This is a genomic window from Tellurirhabdus rosea (assembly GCF_026278345.1).
GTDB lineage: Bacteria > Bacteroidota > Bacteroidia > Cytophagales > Spirosomataceae > Tellurirhabdus > Tellurirhabdus rosea.
Map to the genome: position 1 here is coordinate 3,421,833 of NZ_CP111085.1, position 14,372 is coordinate 3,436,204.

Consider the following 14,372-nt stretch of genomic DNA (forward strand, 5'->3'; position numbering starts at 1 on the left):
GGTTGCAAAGGGAGACGATCCTGAAAAAAACAAGGCGGGTTCGGCGGCCGGAAAGGTTGCGTATAAGGCCAACCGGATGAATCCGCCTCGAACCATTGATCTGAAAGTGCTGGCCGTCACGATTACCGGGGTCGTTAAGGGCGACGACGGGGGCGTGCTGCCGGGCGTGAACGTGGTGGAAAAAGGAACCATGAACGGTTTCTCCACCGATAAGGACGGGAAATACAAGATTACCGTCGCCAACGAAAACTCGATTCTGGTTTTCAGTTACATTGGATACACCTCTCAGGAAGTTCCGGTAAACAAACAGCGGACCATCGACGTCAAGCTGATTGCCGAAAACAAATCGCTGCAGGAAGTGGTCGTGGTCGGCTACGGCACGCAGCGCAAGGAAAGCGTCGTGGGGGCCATCACGCAGGTGGACAACAAAGCCCTGATGCGCTCCGGTACCACCAACATCACCAACGCCATCGCCGGTAAACTCTCGGGCGTACTGACCATGCAGCAGAGCGGCGAACCGGGCAGCGACCACTCCGAAATCATTATCCGCGGTCTGTCGAGCTGGAACGGCTCCCAGCCGCTGGTGATGGTCGACGGTGTGGAACGCGACTTCCGGGACATGGACCCCAACGAAATTGCGACAATCTCGGTCCTGAAAGACGCCTCGGCCACGGCCGTTTTCGGGGCGAAAGGGGCCAACGGCGTCATCATCGTGACGACCAAGCGCGGCGTCATCGGCAAACCGAAACTGGACTTTACGGGCTCGTACGGGGTCTCGAAGGCCACCCGCATTCCGGACCACATCAGCTCGCACACCACCATGTCGATGTACAACATGGCGCTGATGAACGGCCAGCAGTTTCAGGACCTCATTCCGCAGTACGCCCTGGACCAGTACCGCAAGCCGTCGACGCCGCTGAACGCCCTCCGTTACCCGGACGTGAACTGGTTCGACATCATGACGAAGGAGTTTGCGCCGACCGGCAATGCCAACTTCAACGTGTCGGGCGGGACCAACTCCGTGAAATACTTCGCCTCGCTGGGCTATTCGTACCAGGGCGACTTTTTCAAGGCGTACAACCAGGGCTACGACGATACGCGCTACTGGTACCACCGGTTCAACTACCGCACCAACATCGATTTCAACCTGACCAGCAGCAGCACGCTGTCCCTGAACGTGGGCGGCGAAACGGGTCTGAAAAACCAGCCCAGCAGCACGCCCTGGCGGAACCTGTACTCCACGGGCCCGTCGCGCTACCCGGCCTACTTCCCGGCCTGGGTGCTCGAACAGGTGCCCGACCCGGATTATCCGAACGACCGCGGCGACCGCCTGGCGATGAACTTCGGGGAATTCACCGGCAACCCGTATACGTCCATGAACCAGGGCTCGTTTAACCGGTACCTGGATTCCAAGCTGTTTACGGACCTGATCCTGGACCAGAAACTCGACTTCCTGACCCCCGGCCTGACCCTGCGCGGGAAGGTGTCGATGAGTACGTATTACCGCAACCGTTCGCTCACGGCGACCTATACCTTCCCCGAATACCAGCTTAATTACGATAAGATTGGGACGGAAGAAAACCCCTGGTTCCGCAACGGGCAGGGCAATGAAATGTTCCAGCAGGGGCCGCTCGACATCAACGTGGGCGAACTCGAAAACGACTATTACAAAGACCTGTACCTCGAAGCGTCGATGGGCTACAGCCGCACGTTCGGCAAAAGCAGCGTAACGGGTCTGGCGCTGGTGAACCGGCAGCAGAAGGACAAAACAACCGAATTCCCGTATTACAACCAGGGCGTTGTCGGTCGCGGCACGTACGATTACGACGGCCGTTACCTGATGGAGGTGAACGTCGGCTACACGGGTTCCGAACGCTTTGCGCCGGGCCGCCGGTATGGTTTCTTCCCGTCCGGAGCCGTCGGCTGGGTGGCGTCGGAAGAGCGGTTCATCAAGGAATCTCTGCCCTGGCTCAGCAAACTGAAGTTCCGCTACTCGGACGGAAAAGTGGGGAGCGACATTGCCGCCAACCGCTGGCTGTACCTGAGCGATTACTTCAAGGACAACTCCGGATACATTCACGAAGACCTCGGCCCCAACCCGATTTCGCAGTGGGAGGAAGCCCGCAAACGGGACTTCGGCGTGGAGATTGGCCTGTGGAACAACCGCTTCAACTTCAGCGTGGACCTCTTCGACGAACAGCGCGAGAAAATGCTGCTCGTGCCGCGTACGGTGACGATGCTGGTGGGCAACTCCTTCAAGGAACTGAACCGCGGGCAGCTGAAGAAACACGGGATCGAGATCGAAACCGAGTACCGCAACAGCACCGGCATGGGCCTGAGCTACTTCGTGAAAGGGATTTTCGGCTTCAACGAAAACCGGATTATCTTCAAGGATGACCTGCCCTATGCCTTCGACTACCAGAAAGAGCAGGGCAAACCGCTGGGCGCGCAGCTGAGCGGGGTGCAGCTGACCGGCAGCGGGTACTACACGTCGATTGACGACATTCACAACAATACGGCGGCCATCGACCTCCAGAAGCTGAACGTTGGAGACTACAAATTCCTGGATTTCAACGCCGACGGCCGGGTGACCAACCTCGACAAATATCCCATCCGGGGTTCCGACTACGCGCCGCTGACGTACTCGTTCTCGTCGGGTTTCTCGTACAAAAAGTTTGATTTCAACTTTATGTTCACGGGCAACGTCGGCAAGTACGTGGAGTTCAACCAACCCTACGAGGTCGAGTTCATCAAAGGCGACTGGCGCGTACACTCTTCGCAGCTGGACTACTGGACGCCGACCAACCCGGGAGCCAACCACGCCACCCTGCACTATTCGGGCGGCGGCAGCACGGACAACCTGTTCTGGGGCGGTGGAGAAGCCGACCGCGGCTTCGACATCATGGTCGAGAACCGCTTCTGGCGCAACTCCGACTACCTGCGTCTGCGGGAAGTCTACGCCTCGTACACGTTCAACTCTCCGATGCTGAAGCGGGTGCTGGGAACGTCCAATCTGGTTTTCTTCGTGACGGCCAACAACATCTGGACGGCCACCAAGCTCATCGAAGGCGACCCCGAGCGCAAGGACTTCAACCAGGGTTTCTACCCGACGATGGCCTCGATCCGATTCTCCCTCAAAGCGGCATTCTAACGTAAAATTTCTACGTCCATGAAAAAGATTTTTGCCCTCCTGTTCGCGCCGTTGCTGCTGATGGTTCTGACATTTTCCTGTAAGAACGATTACCTCGACAAGGCACCCGAATCGGGCCTGACCACGGCCGACGTGTTTTCCAAGTACGATAACTTCAAGCGTTATTTTGACGATATCTACGAAGGAAACCGGAACGATGCCGGAACCTGGCGCGGCTATAACATAAAAAATGCCTTCTCGCTCTATTTCGACTTCTGGGACCAGAAGTACACCATGGAATCGCTGACGGACATGAGCGACATGGGCCGGAGCATGGATGCGCAGGTCATCAAAGCGGGCCAGATTTCGGCCATTATCAACAAAATGACCTACGACCAGGCCCGCCGGCCCATTCTCGGTTCGATGTTCTACATCATCCGGAAATGCAACCTCTCGCTCCAGAACATCAAGATGCTGAAGGATGTGAACGAGACGGATATCAACGATTTCAAGGGGCAGGCCTACTTTATCCGGGGATTCGCGCACTTTGAACTCTTCCGCCTCTGGGGAGCGATGCCGTACCTGACCAAGGTGATTGGTCCGGATGACGAATGGGACATTCCCCGCCTCTCCAAGCACGAAACGCTGATCCGGATCGCCGCCGACATGGATACGGCCGCAATGTACTTCGAGAAAGCCGACCTCATGCGCCGCGACCCCGGTCCGGGCGTGGCCGGCCACCTCAACAACCCCGAGCAGAAACGTCCGACGGGCGTAGCGGCCAAGGCGATGAAAGCCCGGGCCCTGCTCTATGCCGCCAGCCCGCTCAACAACGAACTGGGCGCCAAAGACTGGGAAGAAGCCGCCAAAGCCAACTGGGAAGCCATCAAACTGGCCGAACAATATGGCTATACGCTGCTGCCGCTGGCGGATTACAAGAAAAACTACATCGGAACCACCTACTCCAACGAGCAGCTCTGGGGCTGGTATGCCGGCACGAAGGCGTACAACGCGGGCGATCTGCAGGGGCAGGTCAACGGCATTTTCGGCGGCAGCAAAACCGGTTTCTCCGGCGAATGCCCGACCCAGAACATGGTCGACAAATTTGAGACCAAGTGGGGCGAACCGCTGAATACGGAAGCCGACCGGGCCGCCGCCGCCGCCGCCGGGCACTACAAGGAGCAGGACCCGTACGCCAACCGCGACCCGCGTTTCTACATCGACATCATTTACAACACGGCTCCGGTTCCGGGCTACGGCACCGCCAAGATTTACTACGAAACCAACAACGGGGCGGCCGTTTACGCCGAAATGCTGGACCAGTCGTATGCCGGAGTGACGCGCACGGGCTACTACGAGCGGAAAACCTGGGGCGAACAGAGCGTCAAGAACAAGACGACACCCCAGTACACCGACCCGCTGATCCGCCTCGGCGAGCTTTACCTCAACTACGCCGAAGCGGCCAACGAAGCCTACGGTCCCAACGGGGCGGCTCCGGGTTCGGCCCTGACGGCGATGCAGGCCCTGAACAAAATCCGCAACCGCGCCGGAATGCCGGACGTGCTGGCGGCCTTCGCTTCGTCCAAGGACAAGCTCCGCGACCGCATCAAAAACGAACGGACCATCGAACTGTGCTTCGAAGGCGGACACTATTACCACGATATCCGCCGCTGGAAAGACGTTCCGCGCATCATGTCCGGCACGCTCTACAAGGTGGAAATCGAAAAGGTGCCGACGAGCGCTACTTATCCGACGGGCTACAAGTACACCCGTATGCCGTTGCCGGCCGACCGCCAGGTGCGCTGGAAGGAAGCCATGTATTATCTGCCGTTCAACACGGACGATATGTACAAGATGAAAAAATTTGTGCCCAACGAAGTGTGGTAGCCTAAATCCTTTACCCTGATGATTATGCGAGTGAAAAACCTTTACCAAAACCGCGGCTTTATCGGGTTGCTGCTGTTGCTGCTGTGCCTGACGGGCGCGACGCAGGCGCAGGACAAAGCAGGCCGGAAAGCGCGGGTCGTGAAAATACATCTGAAGGTGACCGACGAAAAGGGCAATCCGGTTCCCAAAGCCGCCGTGGTGGTGGGCGAGGGCCGTCTCTACGCGGAAACCAATGCGTTCGGGGATTACGATTTTGAGGCAGCCCCGGAGGAAGTCGTTACGGTCAGTACGTTCGGATACGACAAATTTGTGTCGCCGGTGGGCGAAATCGTGACCCGCAGCGTCATCGAACTGAAGCGGGCCAACCTCTTCGGGACCTTCGACGACGTGGTGCCGATGCCGTTTATGGACATCAAAAAACGGAACGCGACGGGCGGCTACAACGTCCTGCGCACCACCGACCTCGAAAAATACCCGTCCAATGACCTGCGCAACGCCTTCACCGGGCTGGTGCCGGGTCTGGACGTCATCGAACGGGACGGCTCGCCGGGGCTGAACGCCGAGGAACAGCTGGGCTTTTTCCGGGTGACCGAAAAAATCAGCAACGCCACCCGCGGCCGTAACCCAATTTACATCATCGACGACATTCCCACGGACGTGACCGAAATGCCGCTCGACCCGCAGGAAATCGAAACGGTAACGGTCGTCAAGGACATTGTCGGAAAAACAATGCTGGGCCCCCGCGCCGCCGACGGGATTATTTACATCAAGACCAAACGCGGCCGCAAAAACGAACGCGTCCTGAACGTCAACGCCGAACAGGGCGTCAGCGTCGTGGACCGCTTCCCGGGCTGGGCCTCGGGTGCCGAATACGCCCGCCTGAACAACGTGGCCCGCACCAACAGCGCCCTGCCGGCGCTCTACAGCGAATCGGCCATCGGGGAATACGCCAAAAACGACCCGTACAACATGTACTACCCAAGCGTGGATTTCCGGCAGATGATGCTGAAAAACACGAAGGCGTTTCGGCGGTACAACCTGTCGTCGACGGGCGGTAACGACGTGGTGCAGTACAGCGCCTACCTCGGTTACAACGGCGAAGGCGACATCTACAAGATGGGCGCGAAGTCGGATTACAACCGGCTCAATGTCCGCTCCAACATCGACGTCAAGATCAACGACCTGATCAAGATCAAGTTCGACTTCTTCGGCGGGGTGAGCTTCCGGCGGTCGTCCAACTACGGATACAACTCCAACTTCACCAGCGACGACGGCAACACGAACACCGCCCTCGACCTGGTCGAGCTCAATACGGCCCTGAACGACATCACCAACACGCCGCCGATTGCCTTCCCGGTCTACGCCGCTTTCGGCGACAATCCGGTGGCACCCTGGTACGCGGTCAGTTCCAACTCCAGCTTCCGCCAGAACCCGATCGGTAACCTGATGCACAACGGCTACTACACGGAAACCGGCCGGACGGGCGCGTCGAACATGACCTTCGAGTACGACATGAAGGAAATGGTGCCGGGCCTCAAATCGCGGACGTACGTAGGCTTCAACCTCTACAACAGCGTGCGCATCGGGAAGGCCGAAGACTACATTGCCTACATCGTGACGCCGGGCAAAACGGCCTCCGGTGCGGACACCACCCGCCTGTCGAAGGTACACGACGGCGTAGACATGGCGGGGATGGCCAAGCTGCACGATTACTACACGCAGCGGTTTGTGGTCTACCAGAACCTGAGCTACGAAAAAGCCTGGAACGGGCACGACCTGCAGGCCGGGGCCACCTACTACATTTCCAAAAATGCCCGCAACGGCATCGAGGAACCGCAGCGCCAGCAGAACGGCATCTTCACGGGCCGCTACAGCTTCCGCGACCGCTACATGTTCCACGGCGTGCTGAACTACGCCGGGACGTCCGGCTTCGCCAAAGGCAAGCGCTATGCCCTGTTCCCGGCCGTGGGTCTGGGTTGGGTGCTGTCCGAAGAGCCGTTCATGCAGAAAATCAAAGGCATCGATTACCTGAAGCTGCGGGCAGAAGGCGGTGTGCTGGGCTTCGAAAGCTTCCTGACGCCGTTCCTGTATCTCGACCGCTGGGGCGTCAACACCAGCGGCTCGGCCTTCGGACCGTATTCGACCGGGCAGTGGTTCGGCAGCAACACGGACAACTCCGTTTACCGGACTACCCCGAGCCGCATCGGCAACCCGGACCTGACCTGGGAAACCCGCAAGGAGTTCAGCGTGGGTCTGGATGCGCTGGTGCTGAACCGCAAACTGTCGCTGGAACTGACCTACTTCAATAACCTCCGCGACGGCATTGTGTCGCAGCTGGCCAACACGGTGCCGTTCGTCGGCGGCATTTCGACCGCGCGGCCCTGGTACAACTACAACAAAGTCCGGTACTTCGGCGTCGAAACGGGCCTGCAATACAGCGACCAGATCGGCGCGCTGCGGTTCTCGGTAGGGGGGAATGCCGCCGTTCAGAGCAGCAAAATCCTGATGTGGGATGAACCGAAATACCGGTTCGAGTACCAGTCGCGCATTGGCCTGCCCATCGACGCCTTCTGGGGACAGACCTACGTCGGGAAATTTGCCAGCGATGCCGATACCCGCCAGGTGCCGCAGATTTACGACGAAGTGCTGATGAAAGGTGACCTGAAATACCAGGACATGAACGGCGACGGCGTCGTGGACGACAACGACCAGAGCCGGATCGGCAACACCACGCCGCGTCTGACGTATGCCCTGAACCTGAGGGTCAGCTACCGGAATTTCGAACTGACCGGCCTCGGCACCGGCCGGGCGTTCTACGACATTCCGATGACCAACAAGTACTTCTGGAGCGGCTGGGGCGACAACAACTACTCGAATTTTGTGAAGAACAACATCGACGGCCAGTATCCGCGCCTGACGTATTACAAGGTGAACAACAACTTCATCAACTCCAGTTTCTGGCTGCGGGACGGTGGTTTCTTCAAAATTCAGAACGTCGAACTGGCTTACAACCTGCCCGTGGGCGCCGGCAACATCTTCGGCTCGCGGGGTGCCCGGCTGTTTGTCCGGGGCGCCAATCTGCTGACGATCTCGAAGATCAAGGATGTTGATCCGGAATCGATCAACTCCGGCGTGACGGTGTACCCCCTGTTCAAAACCTTCACCGGAGGCTTTAAACTTACTTTCTAGCAGCGTATCGGTATGAAATTCAGTTCAATATATTCCAAAAGCGTCGCTGTTCTGGCCCTTTCGGGCTTCCTGTTTGCTTCCTGCGTGGACTATCTGGACCCGTTCCCGAACGGCAACCGGACCACGGAGGATATCTGGAAATTTCAGGACATGGTGCAGGGGCTGGTCGGCCAGTGTTACGACAACATGCCCCGGAACTACAACGACAACGAAGGCGTCTACCTCGACGGCACGACGGACGACGTGGTCATTACCAGCACCACCAACAGCATGACCCGCCTGGCCGTGGGTGCGCTGCCGACCAGCCAGGACCCGTTCCGGACGTACTGGGACCGGGATTACCGCTCGATCTACCTCGTCAATCTGTTCCTGAAAGACCGGCGCGGTTACAACACCCGTTTTCTGGTGAACGAACACCTCGACAGTCTGGTGAAGAACCGCCTGCAGGGCGAAGCGTTCGCGCTGCGGGCCTGGTTCCAGTGGGACCTGCTGCAGAAATTCGGCGGCAAAGCAACGAACGGGCAACTGCTCGGCTTCCCGATTGTGCTCGACCCGATCGACATCAAGACCGAGACCAACCTGGCCCGCAATACCTATGACGAATGCGTCCGGCAGATCATCGCCGACTGCGACTCGGCTTACAAATACCTGCCCATTGCGCACCGCGATTTCCTTGTTCCGAACGTAAACGACCGTGTCTATGCCGGATCGCGCTACTGGGGCCGCTTCGACGGCATCACCACCCGGGCGCTGAAGGCAATGGTGTACCTGACCTGGGCCAGCCCGCGCTTCAATCCGTCGAACGACCTGACCCGCTGGGATCTGGCCGCCAAAAACGCGAAGGAAGTGATTGACTTCAAAATGAAAGTGGACGCCGTCACCAATGGCTTCAACGCCACGCGGGCCGTCAACTGGTTTGATCCCAACCACCCGGGGATCGTCTTCTCGTCGCGGTACAACAATGCTAACGACGCCATGGAGCGGATGTTCTACCCCGGCGGATTCCAGGGCACCGGCTCGGTCGGCGCGACGCAGGAACTCGTGGACGCCTTCCCGATGAAGAACGGCTACCCGATCACCGACCCGCGCAGCCTCTACGACCCGGCAAAACCGTACGAAAACCGCGATCCGCGTTTCTACGCAAACATCTTCCACAACGGAGCCAAAGCGGTGAAGATCAACACGACCACGACCATGTACACCTTCGAAAACTGGGCGAACGGCGGGAAGGATGCGGCCGGACCGGCGGTCAACAGCCGGACGAATTACCACATCAAGAAAATGGTGTTCATGGGGCTGAACTGGGCCGATAACTCCATCAACCGCCAGCCGCACGCCAAGTATTTCATCCGCTGGGAGCACATGCTGCTGACGTTCGCCGAAGCCGCCAACCAGATGGATGGGCCGCTCAGCGCTCGTTACGGTATGTCGGCCAAAGACGCGATGGGGTATCTGCGCGCCCGCAACAACAGCGACGGCGGCCGGGGCTTTACGTCCGATCCTTACCTGACGGAAGTGGCCGCGGGAGGCAAAACGGTGTTCGACCAGTTTGTCAAAAATGAGCGGCGGATCGAGGTGTGCTTTGAAGGCATGCGCTTCTACGACCTGCGCCGCTGGTCAACCAACCTGACGGACCTCAACAAGCCGGTGCACATGGCCAAAATCACCCGTAATCCGGACGGCACGTTTACGTACAAGATGGACGAAGTGGTCGAAACGCGCTCGTATAAATCCGCCTACCTGCCCATTCCGTACGACGAAATGCTGCGGATGAGCAGACTGGTGCAAAACGAAGGCTGGGATACCTGGAAATAATTGAAATTGAAGATGCTATGAAAAAGATTCTATGCGTGTGTGCCTTGCTTTCGGCCCTGCTGTCGTCCTGCTACGAACCGTATATCAAGGATTTTGACTACACCTCGATTTACTTCATGTACCAGACCAACGTCCGGACGTTTGTGGTCGGCGAAGGCATGAAAATCGAAGTGGGGGCGGCCTTGGGCGGCATCCGGGAAAATACCCGCGACCGGGTCGTGAACTTTACGCTGGACCCCAAACTGGTGAACGCCGAGGCGCTGGCCGCCATGAAAACCGGGGCCGCCTACATCAAGGATGCGGTGCAGACGGTGGACACGCTCAAAGTGATTCCGTCGAATTACTTCACCATTTCCGACAACGCAAAGATGGTCATCAAAGCCGGGAAACACTCGGGCTCGGTGGTCATCAAAGCGGATTCGGCCCGGTTCCTGCAGGACGCCGCGACCCTCCGGCCGGTGTATGCACTGCCGTTCTACATCGTTTCGGCCGATGCCGATTCGCTCGTGCGGGCCAAGCGGTCCGCCGTGATTGCCCTCAAGTACGAGAACATGCTTTTCGGAAACTACTGGCATGGCGGCGTTACGACGGTGAAGGATGCGACGGGCAAGGTTGTCCGGACGGTGAATTATTTCACGACCATTCCCTCGCCGGAAGGCAAGGTGATGGCCCTGAAGACAATCGCGCCGAACGCTCTGGTGACCAACAAGATCAGCGACCAGACGGGTGCCATGAAACTGACGCTGCAAGGCAACAGCGTGATCGTCAGCCAGGCCCCCGGCTCGCGGGTAATCGTGGAACCCGATGGCGAAAGTGTTTTCAACCGGTCTAAGCTACTGCAAAACCGGAAAATCATCCTGAAGTACAAATACGCCAACGCCGACGGCACCACCTCCTTCGCCCAGGACACCCTCACCTTCCGCAACCGCATCCGCGACGGCGTGAACGAGTGGCAGGACGAAAACCCGGCGAATTATCAGTAATTGTTCTCGGGAAGCAGCCGTCGCGCCCGAAAGGCAAATGCTCATAAAAGTCAAGAGCCCATCTCAACCGAGATGGGCTCTTGCTGTTTTACTCCAGAGGTCTATTGTCTCTTGTCTTTCCTCTTTTGTCTTTCCTCTTTTGTCTTTCCTCTTTTGTCTCAGAAACTATACCTCGCTCCCAACTGGAACTGGTACGGGTTGCCCGACGGCGCTACCACCCCCGCCGTATTGACGCGGTAGTTGAACTGCCCGGTCGTCCGGTCGAAGTTCGGAACGGCCGGCGAGGTGGCCGTAGCCGGGATGCCGAGCGCATACAGCGCCTGCGAGCTCAGCGATTTGTTGACGCCCCACGACTTGTTGAGGAAGTTGGCGAAGTTGAAGCAGTCGGCCGAAATCTCCAGGCTGTGCTTTTTGTAGAACGTAAACCGCTTGCTGGCCCGGATGTCCCACACGCCGAAGAAGCCGTTGATGCCGCCATTCCGCTCGGCCATCCGGCCGTTGTACTTCGTGATGTAGTCCTTGATGCTCTGGCTGGCGTCCGGGTTGTTCAGAATCGCCTGCAAACCCGCTTTCACATTAGCCGGTACATTCTCACCGTTGCGGTCGAAGATGTAGGCCAGATCGTTGGTGCCCACGAAGTCGGCGTTGGTGTTGGCACCCGACAGCAGCGAGTAGCGCGTCCCGCCGATGCCCGAATACCGAACGCCGACGCTGATGCCGTAGAACGTGGGCAGCGTGCCGAAGAACACAACTTTGTGACGGAATTGGTTGTCCGAATACGTTACCCGGCTCAGGTCGCGCGGATCGTCTTTCACCGGCAGTACCAGCGTGGCCGTGTTGGCGACGTTGCCATTAAACGAAGTATTGTCCCGGGTATCGTTCCAGGTGTAGCTGACCGTAATTTCGCCGTCGCGGAAGTACTGGTACGTGGCGTCGGCCACCACGGCGAAGTTATTGACCTTGCCCGTGCTGTTGAGTTCCAGAACGCGGCCCAGCTTGTTGCTGACGCGGCCCTGCAGCCAGTCGCCCGCGCCGTTGGCCGGCATGGTGTTCAGGGGCACGTAAACGCCCCGGTTCTCTTCGTTTGCCAGGCGGAAGTACGGGTTGGCCACCATGTTGCGGTCCACGTAGACGTAGTTGTTGCGGCCCAGCGTCATGAAACCGGCCACACCCACCCGGAATTTGTCCGTCAGGAAGCGGTTGTACGAGAGGTTCGCCTTGTACATGATGGGCACCTTCGCGTCCGGACCGTTCAGGTTGATGGTCGGCAGCTGGAACTGGGCCAGCGTCGGGATGCTCGCGTAATTGCTGCGGTACGCCCGGAAGTCAGGCGTCGGAATGTTCGGGGAGCGAACGTCCACCGTCGCCAGGTGCTTGCCGTCGAAGGTCAGGTTGTTGATAACCATGTAGTTGTTGATGTCGGACGCAAAAATCCCGGCTCCGAATCGGATGATGTCGCGGCGCTGGTCGTTCACGTCCCAGGTCAGCTGAATCCGCGGCTGGACCACAAACGACTTGATTTTGTTGTCGGTCCGGAGCTTCAACTCGTCGTACACCAGCTGGTTCAGCGGGGCCGACGGGTAACGCGCCAGGTCGAAGCGCAGACCGGCGGTCAGGTCGAGGCCGGTGGCGAGGCGGGTGCTCATCTGTCCGTAGGCCCCGGCGTTCAGGATGCCGCCTTTCACGGTCAGGTCGTCCACCAGCGGCACTTCGCGGTAGTAGCGGTAGGGCTGGAGCCGTTCAAAATTGTCGAGGGCCGAGGTGTTGCCCGATACGTTGTAATGAAAACGCCCGTTCACTTCGCTGCCGTAGATGGAAGAGGCGTGGGTGTACATCAGGTCCAGACCAAGCGTGTACTGCACCTTGTCGGTGTTGTAATACAGGTTATCCACCAGTTGCAGCACGTTGTTGCGGAAGCTTTCCTGCGCAAAACGGTGACCGCCCATCTGGATGTTGGTCGAGCGGGTGCCCCCGGCGACGGTGGAAACTACGTTCTCGACGATGGCACGCGGAATGTTGGCATCCGGCAGCTGGTCGCCGGGGCTGCTGTCCTGGAAGGTGTACAGGTGCTGGAGCTTCAGTTCGTTCGTGACTTTCGGATTCAGAGAGGTCCGCAGCGTTGCCAGCAGGCTGTTGTCCATGTTGTAGTCATTGCCGTACGACTCGTAGATGTTGATCGCCGTATTGTCGGCCAGACCCAGTTTGTTGCGGTCGCTGGTGTAGTTGTTCCGGATCGTCAGCAGGTTTTTCGGGTTGATCTGCCAGTCGAGGCGGAGAAAGGCCGCGTCCGAACCGCGCACTTTGTCGAAGGAACCGTACTGCGGCGAGGCCGACGTCCCGTACTGGTTACGGGCGATGGACACAAAGCGGTCGAGGGTCGTCCGGGTGGTGTTGAAACGGTTTTCGTCGGTGGCCGACTGAATGTCGGCGATGATCAGCGGGCGCGAGTCCTGCTGGTGGTCCCAGACGGCAAAAAAGTGCAGCTTGTCCTTGATCAGCGGACCGCCCAGGGCGAAGCCGTACTGGTTGGTCGAGAACTTGTTTACGCGCTTGTTGCCCCGGATGTCGTACGGGCTCGACAGCCAGTCGGCGCGGGTGTAGTTGAAGGCACTGCCGCTCAGCTGGTTGGTTCCGGCTTTGGTCACGGCGCTCACCGTACCGCCCCCGGCCCGGCCGAAGGTGACATCGTACTGGTTCGTGACGACCTTGAATTCGCGGACCGCTTCAATCGAAATGGAGTAGGGCGCACCGCTCCGGCTGGTCGTGGCCCCCGCCGAAGTCGGGTTTTTGGCGTTCATCCCGTCGATGGTGTAGTTCGTGGATGAACCGAGTTGGCCGGAGAGGTTGCCGCCGCGGCTCAGGGGCGACAGGTCCATCAGGGAGGTGAAATTCCGTCCGTTGACCGGCAGCGTGGCAATGGAGCGGGCCGAAATGGTCGTGGCCGCGCCGAAGTTCTCGACCTTGTTTTTGAGCCCCGAGGCCACCACCTGCACCACTTCCAGCGTCTGGTTGTCTTCTTGCATGGACAGGTTGACGCGCACGGCATCACCCTGGTTGAGGGCGTACCCGGTCCGTTTCTGTTCGCCGAATCCGATGAACGTGACCTTTACGGTGTACGGCCCGCCGAGCGGCAGTTCCTTGAACAGATACTCGCCCTTGGCGTTGGTCACGGTCCCGGTCGTGAAGCCGGTCGATTCGTTGCGAACCTGAACCGTGGCGCCCGCCAGCGGCGACTTGTTCGTTTCGGTAATGACGCCCGCGATGGACGCCTGGGTAGTCTGGGCCAGCGTTTGGCTCGTCGCCAGACAACCCATTAGGATAATAAGAAGAGAGAATAGAGTGTTTCTCATGCAGCAAATTGGTAGGTT

The 14,372-nt window shown here is 58.8% G+C and carries 6 protein-coding genes; 5 read left to right on the forward strand and 1 reads right to left on the reverse strand.

What is annotated here, in order from left to right:
• The first annotated feature begins 76 nt into the window (after positions 1 to 76).
• The 5 genes from ORG26_RS14495 to ORG26_RS14515 are packed head-to-tail and all read left to right on the forward strand — an operon-like array spanning position 77 to position 11,004.
• Positions 77 to 3,151 carry a SusC/RagA family TonB-linked outer membrane protein gene (locus ORG26_RS14495; protein ID WP_266362963.1) on the forward strand — a complete coding sequence of 1,025 codons (3,075 nt, stop codon included), beginning with the start codon at positions 77 to 79 and terminating at the stop codon, positions 3,149 to 3,151.
• An 18-nt stretch (positions 3,152 to 3,169) separates the two neighbouring features.
• Positions 3,170 to 5,017: a RagB/SusD family nutrient uptake outer membrane protein gene (locus ORG26_RS14500; RefSeq protein WP_266362965.1), complete on the forward strand. Its 1,848-nt coding sequence runs from the start codon at positions 3,170 to 3,172 to the stop codon at positions 5,015 to 5,017.
• A gap of 30 nt (positions 5,018 to 5,047) precedes the next feature.
• A complete protein-coding gene (locus ORG26_RS14505; protein WP_266362967.1) occupies positions 5,048 to 8,206 on the forward strand; it encodes a SusC/RagA family TonB-linked outer membrane protein in 3,159 nt (1,052 codons plus the stop codon).
• 12 nt (positions 8,207 to 8,218) lie between these two features.
• On the forward strand, positions 8,219 to 10,021 hold the full coding sequence (locus ORG26_RS14510) for a RagB/SusD family nutrient uptake outer membrane protein (RefSeq protein WP_266362969.1): 1,803 nt from the start codon (positions 8,219 to 8,221) through the stop codon (positions 10,019 to 10,021).
• Positions 10,022 to 10,038: 17 nt separating this feature from the next.
• Complete coding sequence (locus ORG26_RS14515; RefSeq protein ID WP_266362970.1) at positions 10,039 to 11,004, forward strand: DUF1735 domain-containing protein; 966 nt, start codon at positions 10,039 to 10,041, stop codon at positions 11,002 to 11,004.
• Between the two features lie 158 nt (positions 11,005 to 11,162).
• On the opposite strand, the gene ORG26_RS14520 is transcribed toward ORG26_RS14515, so the two are convergent.
• Complete coding sequence (locus ORG26_RS14520; RefSeq protein ID WP_323134258.1) at positions 11,163 to 14,354, reverse strand: TonB-dependent receptor; 3,192 nt, start codon at positions 14,352 to 14,354, stop codon at positions 11,163 to 11,165.
• Positions 14,355 to 14,372: the final 18 nt, after the last annotated feature.